Annotated in this window: 24 protein-coding genes; 15 read left to right on the top strand and 9 right to left on the bottom strand. The window is 59.5% G+C overall.

Features of this window, described 5'->3' with window-relative positions:
- The first annotated feature begins 71 nt into the window (after window positions 1-71).
- The 6 genes from LC354_RS06640 (at window position 72) to LC354_RS06615 (ending at window position 5,870) form a co-directional block, all read left to right on the top strand.
- Window positions 72-1,226, top strand: coding sequence for an LLM class flavin-dependent oxidoreductase (locus tag LC354_RS06640; protein ID WP_223422231.1), 1,155 nt, complete (start codon window positions 72-74; stop codon window positions 1,224-1,226).
- Window positions 1,226-2,116 carry an aldo/keto reductase gene (locus tag LC354_RS06635; protein ID WP_223422229.1) on the top strand — a complete coding sequence of 297 codons (891 nt, stop codon included), beginning with the start codon at window positions 1,226-1,228 and terminating at the stop codon, window positions 2,114-2,116. The genes LC354_RS06640 and LC354_RS06635 overlap by 1 nt, the downstream gene beginning before the upstream one ends.
- The gene (locus LC354_RS06630) at window positions 2,116-2,628 is read left to right on the top strand and encodes a flavin reductase family protein (protein ID WP_317849274.1); all 513 of its coding nucleotides are present in this window, start codon (window positions 2,116-2,118) and stop codon (window positions 2,626-2,628) included. Before LC354_RS06635 ends, LC354_RS06630 begins: the two co-directional genes overlap by 1 nt.
- 93 nt (window positions 2,629-2,721) lie before the next feature.
- Complete coding sequence (locus LC354_RS06625; protein WP_223422228.1) at window positions 2,722-3,303, top strand: TRAP transporter small permease; 582 nt, start codon at window positions 2,722-2,724, stop codon at window positions 3,301-3,303.
- Window positions 3,303-4,775, top strand: a complete 1,473-nt coding sequence (locus LC354_RS06620; RefSeq protein WP_223422294.1) for a TRAP transporter large permease — start codon at window positions 3,303-3,305, stop codon at window positions 4,773-4,775. Before LC354_RS06625 ends, LC354_RS06620 begins: the two co-directional genes overlap by 1 nt.
- Before the next feature lie 36 nt (window positions 4,776-4,811).
- Window positions 4,812-5,870 (top strand): TRAP transporter substrate-binding protein, encoded by a 1,059-nt coding sequence (locus LC354_RS06615; protein WP_223422226.1) that lies wholly within the window; start codon window positions 4,812-4,814, stop codon window positions 5,868-5,870.
- Window positions 5,871-5,952: 82 nt separating this feature from the next.
- Here LC354_RS06615 and LC354_RS06610 read toward each other — a convergent pair whose 3' ends face one another.
- The 3 genes from LC354_RS06610 to LC354_RS06600 all read right to left on the bottom strand — a co-directional run bounded on the left by LC354_RS06610 (window position 5,953) and on the right by LC354_RS06600 (window position 7,177).
- Complete coding sequence (locus LC354_RS06610; RefSeq protein ID WP_223422224.1) at window positions 5,953-6,153, bottom strand: helix-turn-helix transcriptional regulator; 201 nt, start codon at window positions 6,151-6,153, stop codon at window positions 5,953-5,955.
- The gene (locus LC354_RS06605) at window positions 6,153-6,560 is read right to left on the bottom strand and encodes a hypothetical protein (RefSeq protein WP_223422222.1); all 408 of its coding nucleotides are present in this window, start codon (window positions 6,558-6,560) and stop codon (window positions 6,153-6,155) included. The genes LC354_RS06610 and LC354_RS06605 overlap by 1 nt, the downstream gene beginning before the upstream one ends.
- 146 nt (window positions 6,561-6,706) lie before the next feature.
- Window positions 6,707-7,177 carry a tetratricopeptide repeat protein gene (locus tag LC354_RS06600; RefSeq protein WP_223422220.1) on the bottom strand — a complete coding sequence of 157 codons (471 nt, stop codon included), beginning with the start codon at window positions 7,175-7,177 and terminating at the stop codon, window positions 6,707-6,709.
- 27 nt (window positions 7,178-7,204) lie between these two features.
- Between LC354_RS06600 and LC354_RS06595 the strand changes: the two genes are divergently transcribed.
- On the top strand, window positions 7,205-8,488 hold the full coding sequence (locus LC354_RS06595; RefSeq protein WP_223422218.1) for a cytochrome-c peroxidase: 1,284 nt from the start codon (window positions 7,205-7,207) through the stop codon (window positions 8,486-8,488).
- A gap of 12 nt (window positions 8,489-8,500) precedes the next feature.
- Here the strand turns inward: LC354_RS06595 and LC354_RS06590 are convergent, their stop codons facing one another.
- From LC354_RS06590 to LC354_RS06580, 3 genes are all read right to left on the bottom strand, one after another.
- Entirely contained in the window at window positions 8,501-9,280 is a 780-nt protein-coding gene (locus LC354_RS06590; RefSeq protein WP_223422217.1) for a carnitinyl-CoA dehydratase, read from the bottom strand.
- 3 nt (window positions 9,281-9,283) lie between these two features.
- Window positions 9,284-11,293: an acetate--CoA ligase family protein gene (locus LC354_RS06585; protein WP_223422215.1), complete on the bottom strand. Its 2,010-nt coding sequence runs from the start codon at window positions 11,291-11,293 to the stop codon at window positions 9,284-9,286.
- Window positions 11,294-11,411: 118 nt separating this feature from the next.
- Window positions 11,412-12,572 (bottom strand): acyl-CoA dehydrogenase family protein, encoded by a 1,161-nt coding sequence (locus tag LC354_RS06580; protein ID WP_223422213.1) that lies wholly within the window; start codon window positions 12,570-12,572, stop codon window positions 11,412-11,414.
- Window positions 12,573-12,648: 76 nt separating this feature from the next.
- On the opposite strand from LC354_RS06580, the gene LC354_RS06575 reads away from it, so the two are divergent.
- Window positions 12,649-13,596 carry a GlxA family transcriptional regulator gene (locus LC354_RS06575; protein ID WP_223422211.1) on the top strand — a complete coding sequence of 316 codons (948 nt, stop codon included), beginning with the start codon at window positions 12,649-12,651 and terminating at the stop codon, window positions 13,594-13,596.
- A gap of 259 nt (window positions 13,597-13,855) precedes the next feature.
- Here the strand turns inward: LC354_RS06575 and LC354_RS06570 are convergent, their stop codons facing one another.
- Window positions 13,856-14,053: a hypothetical protein gene (locus tag LC354_RS06570; RefSeq protein WP_223422209.1), complete on the bottom strand. Its 198-nt coding sequence runs from the start codon at window positions 14,051-14,053 to the stop codon at window positions 13,856-13,858.
- A 103-nt stretch (window positions 14,054-14,156) separates the two neighbouring features.
- Here LC354_RS06570 and LC354_RS06565 point away from each other — a divergent pair, with 103 nt between their 5' ends.
- Both LC354_RS06565 and araD read left to right on the top strand, forming a co-directional pair.
- Entirely contained in the window at window positions 14,157-15,188 is a 1,032-nt protein-coding gene (locus LC354_RS06565; RefSeq protein WP_223422208.1) for a hydroxyacid dehydrogenase, read from the top strand.
- A gap of 108 nt (window positions 15,189-15,296) precedes the next feature.
- Complete coding sequence (gene araD, locus LC354_RS06560; protein ID WP_223422206.1) at window positions 15,297-17,030, top strand: L-arabinonate dehydratase; 1,734 nt, start codon at window positions 15,297-15,299, stop codon at window positions 17,028-17,030.
- A gap of 5 nt (window positions 17,031-17,035) precedes the next feature.
- Here araD and LC354_RS06555 read toward each other — a convergent pair whose 3' ends face one another.
- Window positions 17,036-18,028 (bottom strand): aldo/keto reductase, encoded by a 993-nt coding sequence (locus LC354_RS06555; protein ID WP_223422204.1) that lies wholly within the window; start codon window positions 18,026-18,028, stop codon window positions 17,036-17,038.
- Window positions 18,029-18,198: 170 nt separating this feature from the next.
- Here LC354_RS06555 and LC354_RS06550 point away from each other — a divergent pair, with 170 nt between their 5' ends.
- Window positions 18,199-18,504, top strand: coding sequence for a DUF4389 domain-containing protein (locus LC354_RS06550; RefSeq protein WP_223422202.1), 306 nt, complete (start codon window positions 18,199-18,201; stop codon window positions 18,502-18,504).
- A 174-nt stretch (window positions 18,505-18,678) separates the two neighbouring features.
- On the opposite strand, the gene LC354_RS06545 is transcribed toward LC354_RS06550, so the two are convergent.
- Complete coding sequence (locus LC354_RS06545) at window positions 18,679-19,185, bottom strand: hypothetical protein (protein WP_223422200.1); 507 nt, start codon at window positions 19,183-19,185, stop codon at window positions 18,679-18,681.
- 451 nt (window positions 19,186-19,636) lie between these two features.
- On the opposite strand from LC354_RS06545, the gene LC354_RS06540 reads away from it, so the two are divergent.
- The 4 genes from LC354_RS06540 to LC354_RS06525 all read left to right on the top strand — a co-directional run bounded on the left by LC354_RS06540 (window position 19,637) and on the right by LC354_RS06525 (window position 22,491).
- Window positions 19,637-20,752 (top strand): alpha/beta hydrolase, encoded by a 1,116-nt coding sequence (locus LC354_RS06540; RefSeq protein WP_223422199.1) that lies wholly within the window; start codon window positions 19,637-19,639, stop codon window positions 20,750-20,752.
- Window positions 20,753-21,036: 284 nt separating this feature from the next.
- The gene (locus tag LC354_RS06535) at window positions 21,037-21,471 is read left to right on the top strand and encodes a hypothetical protein (RefSeq protein ID WP_223422197.1); all 435 of its coding nucleotides are present in this window, start codon (window positions 21,037-21,039) and stop codon (window positions 21,469-21,471) included.
- Window positions 21,468-22,133: a MotA/TolQ/ExbB proton channel family protein gene (locus tag LC354_RS06530; protein ID WP_223422196.1), complete on the top strand. Its 666-nt coding sequence runs from the start codon at window positions 21,468-21,470 to the stop codon at window positions 22,131-22,133. The genes LC354_RS06535 and LC354_RS06530 overlap by 4 nt, the downstream gene beginning before the upstream one ends.
- A gap of 13 nt (window positions 22,134-22,146) precedes the next feature.
- On the top strand, window positions 22,147-22,491 hold the full coding sequence (locus LC354_RS06525) for an ExbD/TolR family protein (RefSeq protein WP_223422194.1): 345 nt from the start codon (window positions 22,147-22,149) through the stop codon (window positions 22,489-22,491).
- Window positions 22,492-22,494 lie beyond the last annotated feature (3 nt).

Here is a 22,494-nt window from a genome sequence, read left to right as displayed (position 1 = left end):
TACACTATTGATCTACATCAATGACAGTGATACGCAAGAGGCAAGTTGAGCAAATCCAAAAGGCCTGAAGCATGACAATCGTCCCCATCACCTCTCCTGATCTCGATGCTGCCGAGGTGTCATGGTTTTCCGCATTGTGTTCGGACGATTACCAGTTCCTGGGCGTGCCGGATGGCGACTTGCGGTCAAGCTGGGCGCATTGCTCGGCCATCGTCAGGGAGGCAGAGGCGCAGGGATTTCGCAACATTCTGTGCCCCTCGTCCTACCAGGTGGGTCAGGATACGCTGTCGTTTGTTGCAGGCTGCGCGCCGATCACCGACAAGATCAACATGCTGGCTGCCGTGCGCTGCGGAGAAATGCAGCCCATCATGCTGGCGCGCACCATCGCGACGCTTGATCACATGTTGCAGGGCCGTTTGACGGTCAACATCATCTCCTCCGATTTCCCCGGCGAAGTGGCCGACAGCGCACTGCGCTATCAACGGTCCCGCGAAGTGGTCGAGATCCTGAAACAGGCCTGGACGCAGGACGAGATCACTTACAAGGGCGAGGTTTACAACTTTGAAGGGGTTCCGACAGACCCGGCACGACCCTACCAGACGGGCGGCCCGCTGCTCTATTTCGGAGGGTATTCGCCCGCCGCACTCGACCTGTGCGGTCAGCATTGCGATGTCTACCTCATGTGGCCCGAGCCGGTGGAAAACCTCAAGGGCCGGATGCAGGCCGTGAATGCGGTGGCGGAGAAATATGACCGAACCCTCGATTACGGTCTGCGCGTGCACATGATCGTGCGCGATACCGAAGCTGAGGCGCGTGAGTATGCAGATTATATCGTGTCCAAGCTGGATGACGAATATGGCAAGATGATCCGCGACAGGGCGCATGACTCCATCTCTCTGGGTGTGGCGCATCAGGCCAAGGCGCGGGAGCTGGCCGACAAATTCGGCTATGTCGAGCCGAACCTGTGGACGGGCGTCGGCCGGGCACGGTCGGGGTGTGGCGCGGCACTGGTCGGCTCCACCGATCAGGTGCTGTCCAAGCTGGAAGAATACCAGAAGATGGGCATTCGCGCCTTCATCTTTTCGGGCTATCCTCACATTGACGAAGCTCGGCATTTTGGCAGCCGCGTGATGCCGCACCTGAAAACGTGCTCGTTGCCACAGGCCTATGGTCGGGTGCCGTCGCAAGCGCCCGAAACCCCTCTTGCCGCAGGAGTGCGCCGCTAATGGACCGCGTTCAACTTTCCGATGCCCTCGACTTTTCGCGGATCGTCTATGGCATGTGGCGGATCGGCGATGACACCGATACCTCCGTGGCCCATGTCCAGGCCAAGATCCACGGCTGTCTTGATCAGGGTATCACCACGTTCGATCAGGCAGACATTTACGGTGGCTATGTCGCCGAGGCGATCCTGGGCGAGGCGATGAAGGCCGATACCGGCCTGCGCGCGAAAATGGAAATCGTGACCAAATGCGATATCGTGGCCCCTGCGGGACGCTACGCCGATGCGCCGGTAAAGTATTACGACACCAGCCGCGCCCATATCGAACAGTCCGTGGAACACTCGCTGCGCGACATGGCAATCGATCACATCGACTTGCTGCTGATCCACCGCCCGGACCCGTTCATGGACCACCATGAGACCGGAGCGGCATTGGATGATCTGGTCGCCTCCGGCAAGGTGCGCGGCGTCGGCGTGTCCAACTTCCGGCCCTGGGATTGGAAATTGCTGCAATCGGCGATGAAGACACCCCTGCTGACCAATCAGATCGAGATCAGTCTGGGCGAAATTACCCCGTTCACCAACGGCGATCTGGCCTTCCACCAGCAACACGGACAGCGGCCAATGGCCTGGTCGCCTCTGGGGGGCGGTGGTCTGATGTCAGGCAATGACAAGCTGCATGTCGTGATGGACGAAATTGCCAGCGCGCAAGGCGTCGATCGTGCAGCCGTCGCCGTCGCGTTTCTGATAGCCCATCCTGCGGGCATTCTGCCCGTTATGGGAACAAACAATTTGGACCGGATCAAAAAGATCGGCGATGCTATGCGCGTTTCCCTCGATCGCCCTACATGGTTCCGTCTCTATGAAGCAGCTTTAGGACATGAGGTGGCATAATGACAATGCAGAGCCCAAATCAACCGACCGTCTTCTCCCCCGATGCAAACAGCAGCCGCCAGTTGCGGGATGCGTTTGGTCGTTTCGCCACTGGCGTGACCGTCATCACGGTCCCGAGCGCAGATGGGCCGATCAGTATCGTCGCCAACAGCTTTTCGTCGGTGTCGCTGGATCCGGCACTGGTGCTGTGGTCGGTGGACCGCGCGGCACGTCGCTTTCCGTATTTCGAGGCCGCGGATCACTACGCCATTCACGTACTGGCCGCGGAACAACGCGATCTGTGTATGCAGGTGGCGCGCAACGCGCATGCGCTGGACGATCAACCGTATCACCTGAACGCAGATGGCGTCCCGTTGATAGATCATTGTCTGGCGCGGTTCGAATGCCGCAGGGTGGCGGCACATGATGCCGGGGATCACGTGATTATCGTGGGTCAGGTCCAGCGGACAGAAATGCGTGACGGCGCACCTTTGACATTTTTTGAAGGCGAATTTGGAACGGTCACGCCCTGATGGCGTGACCCGCAAGACCTTGGCGCAGGGTTAAAGCGCGATCAGCGTCACGGCGGAGATAACCGCCGGGCAGCTACAAAAGGGAGGGCCCAGATGGGCGCACTACTGACGGTGTTGACACCGCTCAGCGCAGTGAATGGACTGTTGCTGAAAATCGGACGCGGCATAGGCATCATGGCCATTGCGTTCATGGTCGCAGCCATCCTGATACAGGTGGTTGCGCGATATCTCTTCAACAATGCTTTGCCCTGGCCCGATGAGGCGGCACGCTTTTGCATGCTGTGGATGACGGGCCTGATGGCGCCCACCGCGTTTCGGCGCGGCAGTTTCGTGGCCCTCGACATGATCTCGGGGTTCATGGCCAAGCGGGTCGCGGCGATGCTCAGCTTGCTGCTGCTGCTGATTTCGATCCTGATCCTGATCATCGCCGTTCAAATCGGGTGGAAGGAAGTCACCGGATTTGGAGGCCGATTTGCCACGGCGTCGCTGTACCTGCCAACCTTCGATGGCTGGTTTCGGATCCCGCGCAGCTGGATGATGCTGTCGCTTCTGGTCGGCATCGTTCTGTTGATCAGCGTCAACGTTGAGCTGATCCTGCGCAACATCGTGACCCTGATGGGGGGCGGCGATGATTTGCCCGATCTTGATATTCCCGACACGCAAGGAGCGGAATGATGCTTATATGGTTCCTGCCGCTTTTCCTTCTGTTCCTTCTGATCGGCTTGCCGGTGTTCTTCGGCCTGTTGGCGGCGCCGGGTCTGCTGTTGTGGATGAACGGGCAGGAAAAAGACATCACGCTGCTCTACCGAAACGTCTATAACGGGATGGACAGCTTTCCGCTGATGGCCATTCCGTTCTTCATGCTGGCCGGTGAGTTGATGAACAAGGGCGGCATTACCATCCGTTTGGTTCAGTTCTCCCAAGCCTTGATGGGCCACCTGCGTGGTGGCCTGGCACAGGTGAACGTGCTGTCCTCGATCCTCTTTGCCGGTCTTTCCGGCTCTGCGGTGGCGGACACGTCCGCGCTGGGGTCCATGCTTGTTCCGGCCATGGAGAAAGAGGGATATACCCGTCGATATGCCGCCGCCATCACGGCTGCGAGTTCCGTCATCGGGCCGATCATCCCGCCCTCCGGCATCATGATTATCTACGCTTACGTCATGGGCGAAAGCGTAGCGGCGCTGTTTCTTGCAGGTATCGTTCCTGGCATTCTTGTCGGTGTCGGCTTGATGGTGATGATCCGTATGACTGCGGATCACTACGACCTGCCCGCGGCCAAAAAGGTCGAATTTGACGGTGTCGAACTGGGCCGCCTTGAGCAGTGGGTATCCTTCCTGCTGATCCGGCTGAACCTTGGTCTGCTGCTGTGGGTGATTGCACCGCTTCCCGAAACGGGCGCGCTGATGGGGTGGGTGACGTTCTTTGCGGCTGTCGCAATCACGCATGCCTTGTTGCTGGCTTTGCGGACGCAAGTGAGCAGCCAGTTCCGGACGATCTGCAAACGGGCCATCGTCCCTCTGCAAACGCCGGTTCTGATCCTGGGGGGCATCCTGGCGGGCGTTTTCACACCAACCGAGGCGGCCGCGGTCGCGGTTGCCTATGCGCTCTTTGTCGCATTCTTCGTGCTGCGCACGATGTCGCTCAAGGACCTGCCGGACATCCTGAGCCGCGCGGGCCTGACCTCTGCCGTGGTTCTGCTTCTGGTGGGGGCCGCGATGGCGTTCAAGACGGTTGTGTCGCTGTCCTATGCGCCGCAGATTTTGGCGGACTACATTCTGACGATGTCGGAAAATCCGCTGATCTTGCTGTTCTTGATCAACCTGCTCTTGTTCATCGTGGGCATGTTTCTGGATGCAGGGCCTGCCATCATCATCCTGGGTCCGATCCTCGCACCGATCTTTACCGATCTGGGGGTCGACTCGATCCACTTCGCGATCATCATGAGCGTGAACCTGACCGTGGGGTTGGCAACGCCGCCCATGGGACTTGTCTTGTTCGTGGCCGCTGCGGTCAGTCACGAAAAGGTCGAAACCATCGCGAAGGCCATCTTGCCCTTCCTTGCGGTCGAAGTCGCAGTGATCTTTTTGATCACCTACATCCCCGCAATTTCCATGACCATTCCCCGCTTGACTGGGTTTGCGAACTAGACTTTGAATGATCAATAACAGGGAGAAGAAACCAAAATGTTCAATATAACGATCAAAACGCTCACGGCGGCGGCGCTGCTTGCCGGGTCAGCCATGATGGCCTCGGCGCAGGAATTCACACTCCGCGCCACCGCCAACTCCAACACCAATGACGAAGATTATGACGGCCTTGTCGTCTTCAAGAACTACGTCGAGGCGGCGTCGAACGGGGCGATCGAAGTTGAGTTGTTCATCGGGACACAACTCTGTTCGAACGGTGCCGAATGCCTGCAAGGTGTCGCGGATGGTTCGATCGACATCTATATCTCAACGTCGGGCGGCGCATCGGGCATCTTTCCCTACGTGCAAGTGCTCGATCTGCCCTATCTGATGGCCGATGACCGGATCGCGGAACATGTGCTGTCGGGCGACTTCACCCGGGTCTTGCGCGGTATGGCGCTTGAGGACTCCGGCGACATGATCCGTCTCATGACCGTCGGCAACACAGGCGGCTGGCGCAACTTTGCCAACACCGAACGCCGCGTGGCCATGCCCGCTGACATGGAAGGGTTGAAGATCCGGACTGTTGTGGCGGACCTGCCGCAGGAACTGGTCAAAGCCCTCGGTGCCTCCCCGACCCCGATCCCGTGGCCCGAACTGTTCACGTCCTTCCAGACCGGCGTTGTCGAAGGCTCCAAGAACGGCATCACCGACATCATGGGCATGAAATTCCCCGATGCTGGCCTGCAATATCTGACACTGGACGGCCACGCCTATATGGGCGCGCTGTGGTGGATGAGCAACGAGAAGTTCCTCGCCCTACCAGAACCCATGCGCCGCGTGGTTGTAGATGGCTTCTATGCGCTGCAGCAAGCGACCTTTGCGTCGCCCAAGCGTAAATCGATCGCGGCCTACGAAGAATTCGTGGCGGGCGGTGGTGATCTTTATTCGCCAACGCCCGAAGAAAAGGCTGCATTCGCCGAAGCGGCGACACCGGTTTATGACTGGTTCAAAGGCAACGTGGCCCGTGGCCCGGAAATCTTTGATGCCCTGACCACAGCCGTTGCTGAGGCAGAGGCAGAAGTGAATGCCGCTCGTGATGCTGATGTAAACTGAGACGCATTACAATCCATCTACCAATGGGGCCGCCTCGCATGCGTGAGGCGGTCTTTTTTCGCGATTTACCAAAGCGGATGCGTTATTCGTCTTCCAGACAAAACAGGTCTTCGACAGAGCGCCCCAGAACGCGGGCCAGCTTCAAAGCCAGAACTGTCGAAGGTATGAACACACGGTTTTCGACGGTGTTGATGGTTTTGCGTGACACACCCACTGCCTCTGCGAGGGCCGCTTGGGTCAATCCGGCGGCCTTTCTGTGTTCGGCAAGATGTGTGATCAGCATCAGGTGCGCCCCTGCCTGTCAAAACTGACCAGCAGCAGGAGATACGCCGCGGGTGTCAAAGTACCCATTACGGCAAAGGCGACGGGCCAGTCCACAACGCCTTGCGACAACAACAGCCCAAAGAGTGGATACAGAAAAATGCCCACCCAAAATGCGAGGCCTGCCGCACGCCGGGCATCTGCGGCATAGCCTTCGTCCCAGGCCATATCCGCATGCTTTGTGCCCGCCGCGAAACTTGTTCCCCATAGAACCAGAAATGCGATGATGCCACTTACACCGGGTATCCAAAACGGGAACGGCTCAGGATGTCCCGTTACAAATGACATCACCGCATAGAGCAAACAAAGCGCTCCCGTGATGCCAAAGACAAACATACGAATCCTTGAGATGATTTCTGAGTCAAGCATGAGGAATTTCCTTGTTACCTTGAGGTTACATACTGCGTTAAAATAGTAACGTCAAGGTTACAATTTAGAAAGCATTGCTAAGGCGTGCAGGGACGTGACCGTATGCGTCACGATACCCTTCCCAACGCGGATCACACCTGCCAAACTCAGCGGAACGGATACATCCATACCTTGTAGTCAGCGACCAGAACATGCGCCCGATCAATCTCTTCCTGCGTCATCTTCTTGACCACCTCTTCGAGCGAGATTGCCGCATCCGGGTCGCCGCCGATCGCGCTGAGGGTGTACCACATATAGGCGCGCACAAGATCCGGGGCTGGCATGCCGCGCCCGATCTCATAGTACCATCCGACCCCGGATTGCGCGCCGGGATGCCCCTTCATCGAGGACCGCAGATACCATTCGAACGCGCGCTCGTCGTCGCGCTCGACCCCAAGGCCCATGGCGTACATGACGCCGATCAACTCTTCGGCGTCCGCGTTGCCGGACCGGGCCGCAGGCCAGAGCGCGTCATAGGCCGCTTCGAACGCTCCGGCTTCCAGCAGATCGCGCGCCTCTTCAATTTCGGCCAGTGCAGGCGTGGCCATAAAAACAAAGGCAAACAATATCTGGCGCATCTCATTCTCCTGCTGGCGGCTCCGGCGTTGGCCGATGACCTGCCACGCCCTCTGGGGGCGAATGATTTCATTGCCGCGGACCCTGCGCAAGCTAAACTGGGCCAGTTGCTGTTTTACGATCCCATCCTGTCGGGCAACCGCAATATCGCCTGCAGCACCTGCCACCATCCCGATCTGGGCACGGGCGACGGGCTGAGCCTCGGGATCGGAGAAGGCGGTGTGGGCCTCGGGCCTGAACGGACGGCGGGCACTGGAGATGATCGTATCCACAAGCGCATTCCGCGCAATGCGCCGGGCCTTTGGAACCTTGGCGCCAAGGACCTGAGCGTGATGTTCCATGACGGCCGCCTCAGCGTCGCGGACACCTACGAAAATGGATTCAATTCCCCGGCCGAGGAATGGCTGCCCGACGGCCTGGACAATCTGCTGGCCGTGCAGGCCATCTTTCCACTGGTGGCGCAGTTCGAGATGGCCGGGAACCCGAAGGAAAACGAAGTCGCGGGTGCCGTTCACAATCGTATCGATTACGCATGGCCGATCCTGACCGATCGTGTGCGTCATATTCCGGCCTATGCCGAGGCCTTTGCCGCAGCATACCCGCATATCTCGGGCGCCGATGATATCGCAATCGCTGATATCGCCAATGCCCTCAGCGCTTTCATGATCTTTGAGTGGACCAGTTATGACAGCCCGTTTGATGCCTATCTGGCCGGGGACAGGGCCGCGTTATCCGCCAGGGAACAAAACGGGATGGAGGTGTTTTTCGGTGTGGGCGGCTGTGTTGCATGTCACTCCGGCCCGCTGTTGTCGGATCAGAACTTTCACGCCATTGGCCTGCCGCCCTTTGGGCCGGGTCGCACCCGTCGTTTTGATCCGATGGTCCGGGATGTGGGGCATATGGGCGAAAGCGACGATTTGGCCGATGCCTATGCCTTTCGCACGCCGATGCTGCGCAACGTAGACTTGACGACCCCCTATGGTCACAACGGTGCCTATCCCACGCTGGAAGGGATCGTGCGCCACCATCTGGATCCCGTCGCAGGTCTGGAAAGCTGGACACCGGACACCGCCGCGCTGCCCGATGTACCTTGGCTGGAACATATCGATTTCATGGTCTGGCAAGACCCGCGCGAACTGGCTCGCCAAAGAGCGGCCGTTACCTTGGCCCCAACCGCCCTGTCCGATGAAGACGTGAGCGCGCTTGTCGCCTTTCTCGGAGCGTTGACCGGGGGTGCATCGACGGAAGGTGTGTTGGGCGTGCCCAGTCAGGTCCCGAGCGGACTGCCTGTCGATCAGGGGCTGCTGCGCTAAGTGTTCGGGCAGTCAGCGCCCTTTCCACACCGGATCGCGCTTTTCCGCAAAGGCGCGTGCGCCCTCTCGCTGATCGTCCGAACGGTAGAGCCGCTCGACGGCAGGCAGTTGGCTTTTTGTGATCCGGTTCATCGCATCCTGAAACTTCGCGTCTTCGGCGTCGCGCACGATTTCCTTGATCGCGGCATAGACCAGCGGCGGCCCCGACGCGAGCAGGCGGCCCAGTTCCCATGCCCGGTCCATCAACTGGTCTGACGGCACGATCTCGTTCACCAACCCCCAACGATGCGCCTCGTTCACGTCAAACCAGCGGCCCGTCAACAGCAGCTCCATCGCGATGTGATAGGGGATACGTTTGGGCAGTTTCACCGATGCGGCATCCGCCACCGTCCCGGATCGGATTTCCGGCAGGGCAAAGCTGGCATGATCCGCTGCCAGAATGATGTCCGCCGACAGGGCAAGCTCCAACCCGCCACCGCAGGCAATGCCGTTCACGGCGGCAATGACCGGCTTGTTCATGGCGCGCATCTCTTGCAAGCCACCGAAACCCCCAACGCCATAATCCCCGTCGACGGCGTCGCCATCGGCGGCGGCTTTCAGGTCCCAACCGGGGCAAAAGAACTTCTCTCCTCCGCCGGTGACAATCGCCACCCGCAACTCCGGATCGTCGCGGAAATCCTGAAAGACATCGCCCATGATCTTGCTGGTCACAAGGTCGATGGCATTGGCTTTGGGCCGGTCCAGGGTGACTTGCAGGATGGCGCCTTCGCGCCGGGTCTTGATCGGACTCATCTTTCAGGCCTTTCTGATAAGGGCATCGACGGCGACCGCCCGGTCGGGCGTGCACATCAGTGGGTTGATCTCAACTTCGCTGACGCTGTCAGCATGCGCAAGGACATAGGATTGAAGCGCGAGCACTGCGTCGATGATACCGGGGGCGTGAGCAGGCGGTTTGCCACGGTAGCCGCACAATAACGGCGCGCAAGCCAGCCGTGACAAGGCGGCTTCAACATCATTTCTGGTCACAGGCAACAAAAGCGAAGTCGTGTCCCGCAACAGCTCGGTCAAAACGCCGCCGGCCCCAAGGGTCAGGACAAAACCATGAGCGGGATCGCGGGTCACGCCGACCAACAGTTCTGCAACGGCGTCAGATACCATCTCTTCGACCAAAAGGTTTTCGGTCCCGATATCAGCCGCGACGCGGGCCAGATCCTCTGTGCGAACGGACAGGCGCACCGCCCCATGTTCCGATTTGTGCGCAAGGCCGAGGCCCTTCACCGCAAAGGGTGGGCAAAGGCCGGAGGCGACCGCGACAATGGTGTCCCGCGTTGCCGTCCTGTGCCCGGCAACCACGATGCCATGAGCCGCCAGAGCGGTCTTGGCCTCGGCTTCGGTCAACGTAACAGTTGCGGAGGCTGTTCCAGGCAAATAAACAGGCAGCGGGGACGGGGCGCCCACCTGACCGGCGGCACTGACCGCCGCCAAGGCCTCACGCAATCCGTTGAAGGGCACGACACCGCCCTGCATCAGCCGGTGCGCAATCTCTTCCGGCATAAGCTCCGGCAAAGAGGCCACCACGGCAAAGGGCGCGCCTGTCTCGGCGCGGACTTTCAGGGCGGCCTCGGTGGCGCAGGCCCAATCGGTGGGGTCAGTGGTCGGGTAGTCGACAATCGAAAACGTCATGTCGATGTCCGGCCCAGTCATCCCCGACCACGCGTGGGCCATCCTGTCGGCATCACGCCAAATATATGTGTGGTAATCCAATGGATTGCTCAGGGCGACCATCGGGCCAAGGGCAGCGCGCAGGGTGGACTTCTGGGGACCCGTCAGGGGCGGAAACCGCAGATCCGAGCCCTCCGCCATATCCGCAATCAAACTGGCCTCGCCCCCTGAACAACTGATCGAAGCGATGTTCGCTCCCCTCAACGGACCCTGACAATGCAACAGCTTCAGCGTTTCCAACAGGTCAGGCAGACCTGCCACCCGCGCGATCCTCAGCCGGTCAAGCAAAGCCTGTGCACCCGCATCACTGCCCGCCAGCGAAGCGGTGTGCGAAATTGTGGCGCTTTGTGCCTGGTCCGATGCTCCGACCTTCAGCGCGACAAGCGGCACGCCCTTGGCGTGGGCCTTGTGCGCCAACGCTTCCCAGACACGAATGTCCCCGAACCCCTCAATATGCAGGCCGACGGCAGTCACCCGCGGATCGTCGATCAACGCGCTCGCGATCTCGGCTTGCGACGTTTGCGCCATGTTGCCACAGGTGACCGTATAGGCAATGGGCAATCCGCGCTTCTGCATGGTGAGGTTTATGGCGATGTTGGAGCTTTGGGTCAGGATTGCCACGCCCCGCTGGACCGGCTGACATCCGTGCTGGTCGGGCCACAGAAGCGCCCCGTCCAGCGCATTGATAAACCCATAGCAATTTGGACCAAGGATCGGCATGTCACCCGCCGCTGCCACCAATTGGGCCTGCAAGTCGGCCCCGGACGCATCCTCGGCCACCGCCTCACTAAACCCGGAGGCGAAACACACCGCCCCTCCGGCTCCGATCGCAGCCAGCTGACCAACCACGTCAACCGTCGCATGGCGATTTACGCCGACAAAAACCGCATCAGGCGAGGAAGGCAGATCGCCAACGCCGGGAAATGCACCATGGCCTGCCACGTTGACCGCCCGTGGATGGACTGGCCAGATCGGTCCGTCAAATCCCATGCGCTCGGTTTGACGGATCACTTCGGTGCACCACGCACCGCCGCCCACCACGGCAATGGACTTGGGCCGGATGAGACGGCTCAGATCGCGCATGAGGCAAGCCTTTCCTGACCTCGACCGAGACGTCCCTTTCTCTGTTCCCAAAAATCCCGGGGAGTGCGAGGGGCTGGCCCCTCGCGCCCGTCAGACCCCGCAAACGCCCCCGACACAGCTATGCTCCCAACGGCCGCAACAGGTCGCGCGAAATGATATGACGCTGTATTTCCGAAGTGCCGTCCCAGATCCGCTCGACCCGCGCATCGCGCCAAAACCGCTCGATCGGAAAATCATCCATCAGCCCCATCCCGCCGTAGATTTGCAGAGTCGCATCGGTGACCCGGGCCAATGCCTCGCTGGCATAAAGCTTGGCCGAGGCGATCTCGCGGTTGGCAGGCAACCCCTCGTCCAGCCGCCAGGCGGCAGCCAGCGTCAGCCAGTCGGCCGCATCAATTTCGGTGATCATGTCGGCGATCTGAAATCCCACGCCCTGAAATTTGCCGATGGCCTGACCGAACTGCTTGCGCTCGGCAGCATAGCTCAGCGCATAGTCAAAACACCGCCGCGCGCGGCCCACGCTAAAGGCGGCAACCGTGATCCGCGTGGCGTAAAGCCATTCGTTCATGACCGCGAAACCGCCATCGACGTCTCCCAGAACCTGCACATCGGGCAGGCGGCAATCGTCAAAATCAAGGATGCAGTTCTTGTAGCCCTTGTGACTGACCGAGTTATAGCCATCTCGCACCTCGAACCCCGGTGTGCCACGATCGACCAGAAATGTGGTGATCCGCTTCTTGGGCCCCTTTGGCGTGTCGTCTTCGCCCGTGGCAATGAATACGATAAAGAAATCCGCATGATCCGCGCCCGAAATAAAATGTTTTGAGCCGTTGATGACCCAATCGCCGCCGTCGCGCACCGCACTGCATTTCATGCCCCGTACGTCAGAGCCCGCCCCCGGTTCGGTCATGGCCAGCGCATCCATCCGCTCGCCCCGCACCGCGGGCAGAAGATAGCGTTCGCGCTGTTCTCCTTCGCAGGCCATCAGGATGTTTTGCGGACGTCCGAAAAAATGCGTCAGCGCCATCGACCCGCGGCCCAATTCGCGCTCGACCAGAGTAAAGTCCACATGGCTCAGGCCCGCCCCCCCCACGTCTTCGGGAAAATTGCAGGCGTAAAACCCGAGATCCTTGCATTTTTGCTTGATCGCTTCGGCCAGTTCGACCGGCACCTCGCCGGTCCGCTCGACTTCGGCCTCAAAGGGATAGATTTCCTTTTCCACAAAGCTGCGGACGGTCGAGACAATCATCTCTTGTTCTTCGGACAAACCAAAATGCATGACGGGACTCCTCAACTCTGCGTCGCAATAAAATTCGAACTTGCAGAAAAATGGTATGCACAGTTAGTGAAAGACCATGCAGTATTCGCAAAAAACAGCATCCTCTGCGCACCGCTTCGACATTTTCCTGTTCGATGCCTTTTCCAATCATTGTCTCGCCAATACGGTCGAGCCGCTCCGGGCGGCCAACATGCTCTCGGATCGGCCTTTGTACGAATGGCGGTTTTGCACGCTTGATGGTGGTTCGGTCCAAAGCTCAAGCGGATTGCAAGTGGCTCCCCACGGCGGTTTGGCGGAGGCGTCCGGTCACACTCTGATCGTCATGCCATCCTACGGCGTCCGCCGGATCGCGCCGCGTGATGTGGGGCGTGCTTTGTTCAAGGTGGCGCCGCATTATGGCCGTTTGGCGGGTTTTGACACGGGCAGTTGGTTGCTGGCGCAGGCGGGCTTGCTCGACGGGTACCGCGCCACGATCCATTGGGACGAACTGACAGCTTTTTCCGAACGCTTTCCCGATGTGGAGGCCGTGCGCGAGCGTTTTGTCATCGACCGGGACCGGATCACATGTTCCGGCGCGATGGCCGCCTTTGATCTGATCATTCACCTGATTGCCTCCGATCATGGCCCCTTGCTGGCGATGGATGTGACACAGCTTTTCATGTCGCGCGATGCTGTGGATCAACGATTGCCCTACAAAGCGGGCGGCGGCAAAACCGTCAATCGCGCGCTTGCCATCATGCAGGATAGTGTCGAGGCGCCATTGACCATTCCAGCTTTGGCACGCGCGGTCGGCTGTACACAAAAAACGCTGGAACTCAGGATGCACGCGGCGCTTCAGGCCACGCCGCAAGCGGTCTACCGTCATTTACGACTGACACGCGCTCGACAACTGGTCATGAATACCGACCTGCCGATTACCGAGATTTCGCAACGCTGTGGCTATGAGAACGCCAGCGCCATGACCCGCGCCTTTCGCGTTCTGTTTGGCCACGCCCCCAGTGCCCTAAGGAAGGCGGGCGGGTGAGGTGGCACCCGGGCGCCCAATGCGTTGAATGCGGATTGACGACGACCAGACCATTCAAGCGCCAGCCCCGGTCGTGGACTGAATTTCGATTTGGTAGCTTTCGGGGGTACTGAACACAATCGCGCTTATGCTGAGGGCTTCGTTCACGAAGTGGTCTTCTAGATTGTCTGGTTTTTGGGCCTGCCCATGGGCAGGCCAATCGTCCACCCGCGGCACAGGGATACAAAGCGGAAAGGGTTTTCATAGTGGCCCGCTTCAATCAGGGCCGCGTTGGCTGGAGCATGATGGCATCGTCGGCTGCATGCACACAGATGAGTGCGCCATGCTGTTTGCCGAACCTGAACACTTTCAGGATTTCGGCATCGCGTATCAAGAAATAGATGCCACGGAGATGCGTGTCTTGCTGGTTCGACGGAAAAATCCCCTCCCAGCTTGCCGCAATTTTCAGATCATGCACGGCAGAGAACTGCGCCGTCGGTTTCGATTTCGCCCTAGAGAGCGCGCAGCTTTCAGTGTTAGGTCAACCTGGATCGCGTGTTTGCGAAATCGGGAGGAGTTTCATGACGTCCACGGCCAAACCACTGGTCATTTGCGCGCCCGAGCCGCGCACGCTCGACCTGATTTTTACGACTGAGCGGTTGCAAGAGTTGCACGCGCGCTACGACCTGATCGAAACAACAGCTGACAAGGTGGCGGAACTGGATGACGAAACGCTTGCTTCTGCGCGGTATGTTCTCGGGCAACCGCCACTCTCATCCGAGACCCTCGCGAAAATGACCGCATTGCGCGCGGTGCTGAACGTTGAATCGAACCTGATCGACAACATGCCCTATAACGACCTCTTCCGGCGCGGCATTCATGTGCTGACAACGGGTGCTGTTTTTGCCCTTCCGGTGGCGGAACTGGGCGTGGCTTTGGCCCTTGATCTGGCGCGGGGCGTGACCCAGTCCGATATGGACTTTCGGGAAGGTCGCGAAAAATGGGGTGGCGATGGCAATCACGCGGCGCGCCTCTTGTCCGGTGCGGATGTGGGGATCATCGGGTTTGGGGATCTGGGCAAAGCCTTGCGGCGGCTTCTTGCCGGGTTTCGCTGCCATATCAAAGTGCACGATCCATGGGTGCCGCCATCGATGCTGATCGATCAGGAGGTCACCCCGGCAGGTCTGAATGAGGTTCTGGCGCAGTCGGATTTTGTCTTTGTCGTGGCGTCGGTCACATCTGAAAATCAGAACTTTCTGGGGTCCGAGAGTTTTGCCCGCATGCGCCCGGGTGCTGCGTTCATTCTGCTCAGCCGCGCAGAGGTCGTGGATTTCGACGCGTTGATCGCGGCCGTGCAAAGCGGGCAGATCGTCGCCGCCAGCGATGTGTTTCCGCAAGAACCGATGCCGCAGGACCATCCGGTGCGGCAGCTGTCCGGCTTTATTCGGTCTGCACATCGGGCCGGGGCGTTGGATGTGGCGTTCAAACAGATGGGCGACATGGTGCTTGAGGACATGGACCTGATGGACCGCGACCTGCCGCCGATGCGCTGCAAACGTGCCGAGCGAGAAACGGCGAAACGGATGCGATCGCGGCCCGTCGAGGTGAATTGAGCCCGGCTGTGTTCGTTCAGGTTGCAGTGTCCGTGTAGAACTGCGCTTGAGCGATGCGCGACCCGCGTGCACAGTGCAGTGACGGGCCTACGCGATTGGGGGGGACCAATGACCAAAAAAGAGTACAAGGATTTCAGATCGGCCCGGTGGTTCGCACCAGATGATTTGCGGTCCTTCGGCCACCGTTCCCGCGCATTGCAAATGGGTCTGTCGCACGAAGATTGGCAAGGCAAGCCGGTCATTGCAGTCCTGAACACGTGGTCTGAACTGCAACCTTGCCATATGCATTTCAAGGATCGGGTGGAATTCGTCAAGAAAGGCGTTCTTCAAGCAGGCGGCATGCCTGTCGAAATTCCGGTCCACTCGCTGGGGGAACAGCTGTTGAAACCCTCGGCCATGCTCTACCGGAATATGGTTGCGATGGAGGTTGAAGAGGTCTTGCGCTCCAACCCGGTGGATGGGGCGGTGTTGATGGGCGGCTGTGACAAGTCGACCCCGGCACTGGTCATGGGGGCCGTGTCGATGGGGATACCGTTCATCTTTCTGCCTGCCGGTCCGATGCTGCGCGGCAACTATGCGGGCAAGTCCCTTGGTTCGGGGTCGGACGCCTGGAAATTCTGGGATGAGCGTCGGTCCGGCAACATTTCGGAACGTGAATGGGAAGGGATCGAAAGCGGGATCGCGCGATCTTACGGGCATTGCATGACCATGGGCACGGCCAGCACGATGACGGCCATTGCCGAAGGGTTTGGCCTGTGTCTGCCGGGGGCGTCATCCATCCCGGCCCCGGATGTGGGCCATCAGCGCATGAGTGCCGCCTGCGGGCGACGCATTGTCGATATGGTGTGGGAGGATCTGACACCTGACAAGATCATCACGCCCGCCAGCACCCGCAACGCCGTCACCGTTGCCATGGCGACGGGCTGTTCGACCAACGCGATCATCCATCTGATCGCCATGGCGCGGCGGGCGGGCGTGCCGTTGGAACTGGACGATCTGGACGCGATCGGGCGCACCACGCCGGTGATTGCCAATATCCGACCCTCGGGGCAGGACTACCTGATGGAAGATTTCTTTTACGCAGGCGGGTTGCCTGCGCTGATGAACGCGTTGGGCGACAAGCTGGATGTATCGGCGCTGACGGTCACGGGTCGTCCTCTCGGTGAGGGCATCAAGGACGCGCCGAATTACAATGCGGACGTCATTCGCCCGCTGTCAAACCCTGTGTATCACGAAGGATCGCTGGCAGTTCTGAAGGGTAATCTTGCGCCGGATGGCGCTGTCATCAAACCCGCGGCAATGGACCCTAGGTTCATGACCCACCGTGGTCCTGCACTGGTCGCGGACAGCTACGCCGACCTCAAGGACATCATCAACGATCCAGAGGCTCCGATTACCGCCGACCACGTGCTGATCCTGCGCAATGCAGGTCCGCAAGGGGGGCCGGGCATGCCGGAATGGGGCATGATCCCGATGCCGCAAAAGCTTTTGAACGAAGGGCACCGCGATATGGTGCGGCTGTCCGATGCACGGATGAGCGGGACCAGTTATGGCGCTTGCATTTTGCATGTGGCGCCTGAGGCGTTCGTTGGCGGGCCGTTGGCCCTGATCAAAACAGGCGACATGATTGCCCTCGACGTGCCGAACCGTAGCCTGAATGTAGAGCAGTGGGAGGCCGAACTGGAGGAGCGCCGGACCGCCTGGGTGCCACCTGAACCGCGATACCAGCGTGGTTACGGCTGGGTTTTTTCCAAGCATATCGAGCAGGCCGACAAGGGATGCGATTTCGATTTCCTGCGCACCGAATTCGGTGCCCCTGTGCCTGAGCCAGAGATCAACTAGCCTGATCAGCAGTAGCCTTCGACACCGGGCCACTGATCGCGGTCATACCTGTCCCCATGGGCCCAGCCAACGGGCAGGATTTCCTCGATCCGGGCCATGATGTCATCGGTCATGGCAAAGCGACTGCCCATCACGCATTCCTCAAGATGGGAGGCGGAACGGGTGCCGGGAATCGGGATCAGGTGGTCGCCGCGCGCCAGACACCATGCGATGGCCAGCACGATCATCGATGTGTCCAGATCGTTGGCAAATGCCTTGAATGCTTCGATCTGGTTCACGTTGTGGCTGAAATTTGGTTCTGAAAACCGGGGTGTCCCGGTCCGGAAATGCCCTTTCTTGAAGGTCGTGGGGTCCGGCGGGGTCGGCGCGAACATGCCCCGCGCCAAGGGGCTGAAGGGGACAAAGGCCACGCCCAAAGCCTTGCAGGATTGGATCAGCCCCAAGTCCGGCTGGCGGGACCAGAGCGAGTATTCGCTTTGAACCGCATCCACGGGTCCCACGGCGGCGGCGCGGCGCAAGCTGGCGGGTGAGATTTCGGAAAAGCCGATACCGCCGATCTTGCCTTCCGCCTTGAAGGCCAGAAGTGTTTCCATCACGTCCTCGATCTCAAGGTCCGGGTCCCGGCGGTGCATGTAATACAGGTCGACATGATCCAGCCCCAAAAGGCTCAGCGATGCTTCAAGCTCGCCACGCAAATAGTCGGGCTTGTTGTTGAAGCCGCGCGGATTGGTCGCCGAAGCGGGCTGGATGCCGGCCTTTGTCGCGATGGTGAAGCCGCCTGCATTGCCCTTCAGAAACGACCCGATGGCAGCTTCTGAAACACCCATGCCGTAGACATTTGCCGTATCGAGAAAGTCCACGCCGAGGTCGCGCGCCGCAGCCAGTGTGTTGTGCGATTCCGCCTCGGTGGTCGGGCCGTATGACCCGCCAAAACTCCAGCATCCCAGTCCCACCTCCGAAACGGTCTTTCCGTCCTGGCGAATTTGGCGTCGATTCATGATGGACCTCACATGTTGCAAAGGGTCGTCCCTGCGTGCCAATCTAAACCGCAATGCCAGTGGTGAGACAGGGCTAAATGCCCTTGGATGGTGCTGATGGTGGCGCGGCACATATGCGTGCCGTTGACCCCGCGACGATGACCATGGTTTCAGGAATGAGGGACAGGATAATGCAAGACGACGAAGCGAAGATTGAGGGCCGTCTGCATGGAGAGCAAACAGAGCCTGAGCAACCGGACAATCTGTTTCTCCGGCTGGTCTATATGCTGTTGATTGCCTTCATGACGTCCATTGCACAAACGGTGCTTGGTGTGGCGACAGTCGTTCAGTTCGTGATCATGCTGGTCAATAACAAGCAACCGAACGAGCGACTCGCCGACTTCGGGACTGACCTGGGCATCTGGATCGCTAAGGCGGCCCGGTTTCAGACGGCGGCAAGCGAAGTCAAGCCATGGCCATGGACGGAACTGGATTGAACTCACACGCGTGAGTGGTTTGCAGGGTGACCGGATATGCCCCAAACGCAATCATGTCCCGCGTGGCAGGTATACCGGCAAAGCGATAGCATTCGCGGCAAGCCCTGCATAAAAAAGGCTCCGCCGTTTGCGGAGCCTTTTCATGTGATCAATCCGGAAAAACCGGGATTTGACTTAGTTCATTTGTGCGGCATTGCACTCGCGCGCCATGGCGATCGCTTTTTTGGTACCTGCCAGATCGACGACAAAGGAGTAGTCGCTTTCGGGGAAAACGATCATCTCGTATTGCTGTTCGATATCCTTGACGAACATCGGGTTGTCGCTGGTGACGTACCCACCCGAGTAACCCTTGGTGATGTTGCCCCGCATGCCGGTCGCTTCGCCGACATAGAGGTTTTCGCCGATCAGGATGGCAACGCCTTCTTTGCTGCCTTTCATGATCGAAGTGTCCGCCTTGGTGAAAACGCCGAGGTAGCCGACGCTGCGGTCTTCGGTCAGGCCCATCTGAACAACATTTTCCGCGCTGTCGACAGCTTCGATCAGGCAGGATTTTTTCTCTGCGTCGATATAGACTTTCCAGCCGTCGACTTCACCATATTTTGCATATGTGTCAGCAGCGGCCGCTGAGGACAGGGCGACGGTGAGGACAGCAGCAGCGGTTGCGAGATTTGTTTTCAGCATAGTCGAAGACTCCGGTTAAAGTTTGCCAATTTGGGAGTGCATTAAGCGCCGCACACGTGTTCGATGGCGCATAATTGCAAATGAAATTGTCCAGTTCGCATATCATATTCTACGCAAGGTTCAATATCGACAACCGTAGGTGACACACCAATCATGCGAGATTTTGCGGCGGCCAGGATAAAACGTTCGGAAGGTCTGACCAAGGGCGACAGTGGGTGCGTCATCCTATCGACTGCGGTTATGCAGTCACGGTCTGATTGCTGCGCGCCAAACGAATGACGTATCCGACGCAGGGTCATAAAATATGCTCTGTCTCGCACTTGGCAGCTTCTTTGGGGCCAATGCTTCGATGTTGGTTCAAAGCAGGTTGCAGAAGCGAGCGGTTCACCTGTAACTGTCGTACAAAGCCTGTCGCAGCAGCAATGCCGACGAAGTGTCTTGGGGGTACGCCATGAGAGTATACGGTCACGCCAGATCCTTGATCGCCGCACTTATGGTGCTGGCTTTGATCGGGTGTTCGCGTCCGCCGGACGTGATCGGCGTCGTCAACCCCAACGTACCGGTCTCGAGCGTGGAGATGTTGTCCAAGCATCGCATCTTCATCATGACCACCCGCGAGTCCACTGAGGCCCCCGGTTCGTTGTTTTCTTCGTCCAGAGCACCAAGCCTTGGGCTGGCGTCGGTCGACGCGACTGTCCCGCCGACCCATGTAACCGGCGTGCTGGAACGGCCCAGAAGATTGCCGCCAGACCCGCGGACTGAATTCACTGTGGTCAACCCGATCGTCTATGAGCAGGAAGGCGCTTTCATCGCTTCGGTCAATCGCGAGCTCGCCAAACGCCCCCCCGCACAGCGCAAGGTGCTTTTCTTTGTCCACGGCTTCAACAACTCGACAAGCGAGGCGGTGCTGCGTCTGTCTCAATTCGTGGAAGACACCGGGTTTCAGGGGGTCCCAATCCTGTTCAGCTGGGCCTCCGCCGCGGCAGGAAGCGCCTATGTCTATGATCTGAACAGTGTGCTTGTCGCACGCTCGCAATTGTACAACATGACCCAGATACTGGGCAAAACGAACGCGCAGAACATTGATGTGTTTGCGCATTCGATGGGCACGCTTCTTGTCATGGAAGGGCTGGTCAATGAGAAACAATCCGGGCGTCTCGCCAACTCGGACAAGATCGACATTATCGTGCTTGCCTCGCCCGACATCGACATTGATCTGTTCGAAACCCAGGTTGCAGCTCTACCGCGGCCACTTGTCGAAAAGATGTTTCTTCTGATCTCAGAGGATGACGCAGCGCTTCGCTTGTCGCGCCGGATTGCCGGTGGTGTTCCGCGTGTCGGTGCGGCGGATGTGGCGCAGCTTGAAAGGTTCGGTGCGACGGTCATTGATCTTGGTAAGGTCAGCGATTCCAATTCTGGAAGTCACTCGAAATTTGCGGGGTCGCCCGAAGTGGTCCAACTCATCGGTGCCGGTCTCAATGCGGACCGCAGCTTTGGCGCCGAAGGCCGCAACTTCACTTTGGAAGAAGTACTGGGCGCGGCCCCGATCCGGATCTTCAGAAACTAGTCGGATCGCCTGAGACCTTGCACAGTGAACGCAGGGTCACAGGCGGATCTGCCCAAGGCGTTCAGGGCCGAAAAACCGGGCACGCACCGGCCTGATTGCAGTGTGTGCCTTGTTGGCAAACACGACTTGCTGACCTCAAAGCCTGACGAGCCAATTGATCACAATGATGCGGGCGGCCCTTCCGCGTGATCACTGTCCGCTGTAAAGACAGTCCAAGTTGGGTTCAGGGCGTGCGGTTTGCCGCTGGCATTATGTGACCTGCGTAGATTTTAAGGAGCTTGACCATGTCGTTTCGTCGCTTAGCTTTGGCCGCGTTGCTGGCTGTTGCAGTGCCCGTCGGGGTATATGCGCAATCCGCCGAAACCACTGCACCGCAGCTTTCGCTTGAACTGAATGCGGTTCAGGACGTCGCGGATGCCTGTCGGCTTTCATTTCTGGTCCAGAACCAGACCGCGGGCGCAATCGATGAAGCGGTGTTCGAGACGGTGATTTTCGACACATCGGGCGGGGTCGTCAGCCTGTCGCTGTTTGATTTCCGCACTCTGCCGACGGATCGGCCACGAGTGCGCCAGTTTGATCTGCCGGGCAGGGCGTGCAGCACGGTCGGTCAGGTCCTGATCAACGGGGCGAACACCTGTGTCGTCGCAGGGGCCGACAGCGATGTCTGTGACAAGGCGCTTTCGCTGGGCAGCCGCGTTTCCGTGGAGTTGATCGGATGAGCCCGCTCGAGGCACTGCGCGGCATTCTCGCACTTGGCGGGCCTGTGGTTGCGGTCTTGCTGGTGATGTCGGTTCTGGCTTTCGCTGTGGCTCTGTACAAATTCTGGCAATTCGCGGCCTCTGGCGTTGGGCGGCACAAAGTGTTGTCCGAGGCACTGGACGCTTGGGACAAGGGCGATCAGCGCACAGCACGGGCGCGCCTTACGGCCAGTCGCAGCTATCTTGCGCCGCTGGTTCATTCGGCGATGGATGCACCGGATGCGCCGGGGCTTGATGCGCGGCTGGACGCCGAAGCCGGGCTGGCGCTTGCGGGTTTGGAACGGGGCTTCCGCCTGCTGGACACGGTTGCGCAGCTTGCGCCGTTGCTGGGCCTTTTCGGAACCGTGCTGGGCATGATCAAGGCCTTTCAAAGCCTGCAATCAGCCGGGTCTTCGGTTGATCCCTCGCTGTTGGCGGGCGGCATCTGGGTGGCGCTCCTGACGACGGCTGTCGGTCTGGCCGTGGCCATGCCAACGTCCATGGTCCTCGCCTGGCTTGAAAGCCGCACCGCACGTGAACGGGTTTTTGCGGACAAGGCTTTGCGGACCATACTCGTGCCCGGCCACGCTGTTGCCGTACCGGCGGAGGCAGAGCAACGCGCGGTCGCGCCGACACATGCTTAAGGCATCGCCATTCGTGCGCCGCCGCTTGGCGCTCACATCGCTGATCGATGTGATTTTTCTGCTGTTGCTGTTCTTCATGCTGACCTCGACCTTTTCGACTTATGGCGAGATCGAGCTTAGTCAGGCGACCGCCGGATCTGCCGCGCCGGGTGTTCCGACCGAAAGGCTCTTTGTGCAGATAGGGGCTGAGCGGCTGGTGCTGAACGGTGCGCCAATCACCCTTGACGAACTGGCGACGCAGGTCGAGGCAGGGCAGTTGCTCATCAGTCTGGACGACGATACCACGGCGCAACGGCTGGTCGATCTGCTGGTGCGCGTGCGGGGGCGCGACGCGCTGTCCGTCATGGTGTTGGAGTAACGC

The sequence above is a fragment of the Tateyamaria pelophila genome, from assembly GCF_019966495.1.
Taxonomy (GTDB): Bacteria; Pseudomonadota; Alphaproteobacteria; order Rhodobacterales; family Rhodobacteraceae; genus Tateyamaria; species Tateyamaria pelophila.
The sequence above is the reverse complement of the archived record's forward strand: the minus strand, read 5'-3'. Positions and strand labels throughout refer to the sequence as shown.

Coding starts and splice junctions, on each gene's coding strand:
- LC354_RS06535 (WP_223422197.1), top strand. CDS start 21,037: ATGTCGTTTCGTCGCTTAGCTTTGGCCGCGTTGCTGGCTGTTGCAGTG.
- LC354_RS06585 (WP_223422215.1), bottom strand. CDS start 11,293: ATGCGCGATCTGAGCCGTCTCATCCGGCCCAAGTCCATTGCCGTGGTG.
- LC354_RS06565 (WP_223422208.1), top strand. CDS start 14,157: ATGACGTCCACGGCCAAACCACTGGTCATTTGCGCGCCCGAGCCGCGC.
- LC354_RS06625 (WP_223422228.1), top strand. CDS start 2,722: ATGGGCGCACTACTGACGGTGTTGACACCGCTCAGCGCAGTGAATGGA.
- LC354_RS06620 (WP_223422294.1), top strand. CDS start 3,303: ATGCTTATATGGTTCCTGCCGCTTTTCCTTCTGTTCCTTCTGATCGGC.
- LC354_RS06575 (WP_223422211.1), top strand. CDS start 12,649: ATGCAGTATTCGCAAAAAACAGCATCCTCTGCGCACCGCTTCGACATT.
- LC354_RS06580 (WP_223422213.1), bottom strand. CDS start 12,572: ATGCATTTTGGTTTGTCCGAAGAACAAGAGATGATTGTCTCGACCGTC.
- LC354_RS06600 (WP_223422220.1), bottom strand. CDS start 7,177: ATGCGCCAGATATTGTTTGCCTTTGTTTTTATGGCCACGCCTGCACTG.
- LC354_RS06590 (WP_223422217.1), bottom strand. CDS start 9,280: ATGAGTCCGATCAAGACCCGGCGCGAAGGCGCCATCCTGCAAGTCACC.
- LC354_RS06640 (WP_223422231.1), top strand. CDS start 72: ATGACAATCGTCCCCATCACCTCTCCTGATCTCGATGCTGCCGAGGTG.
- LC354_RS06610 (WP_223422224.1), bottom strand. CDS start 6,153: ATGCTGATCACACATCTTGCCGAACACAGAAAGGCCGCCGGATTGACC.
- LC354_RS06605 (WP_223422222.1), bottom strand. CDS start 6,560: ATGCTTGACTCAGAAATCATCTCAAGGATTCGTATGTTTGTCTTTGGC.
- araD (WP_223422206.1), top strand. CDS start 15,297: ATGACCAAAAAAGAGTACAAGGATTTCAGATCGGCCCGGTGGTTCGCA.
- LC354_RS06540 (WP_223422199.1), top strand. CDS start 19,637: ATGAGAGTATACGGTCACGCCAGATCCTTGATCGCCGCACTTATGGTG.
- LC354_RS06630 (WP_317849274.1), top strand. CDS start 2,116: ATGACAATGCAGAGCCCAAATCAACCGACCGTCTTCTCCCCCGATGCA.
- LC354_RS06550 (WP_223422202.1), top strand. CDS start 18,199: ATGCAAGACGACGAAGCGAAGATTGAGGGCCGTCTGCATGGAGAGCAA.
- LC354_RS06555 (WP_223422204.1), bottom strand. CDS start 18,028: ATGAATCGACGCCAAATTCGCCAGGACGGAAAGACCGTTTCGGAGGTG.
- LC354_RS06615 (WP_223422226.1), top strand. CDS start 4,812: ATGTTCAATATAACGATCAAAACGCTCACGGCGGCGGCGCTGCTTGCC.
- LC354_RS06635 (WP_223422229.1), top strand. CDS start 1,226: ATGGACCGCGTTCAACTTTCCGATGCCCTCGACTTTTCGCGGATCGTC.
- LC354_RS06545 (WP_223422200.1), bottom strand. CDS start 19,185: ATGCTGAAAACAAATCTCGCAACCGCTGCTGCTGTCCTCACCGTCGCC.
- LC354_RS06530 (WP_223422196.1), top strand. CDS start 21,468: ATGAGCCCGCTCGAGGCACTGCGCGGCATTCTCGCACTTGGCGGGCCT.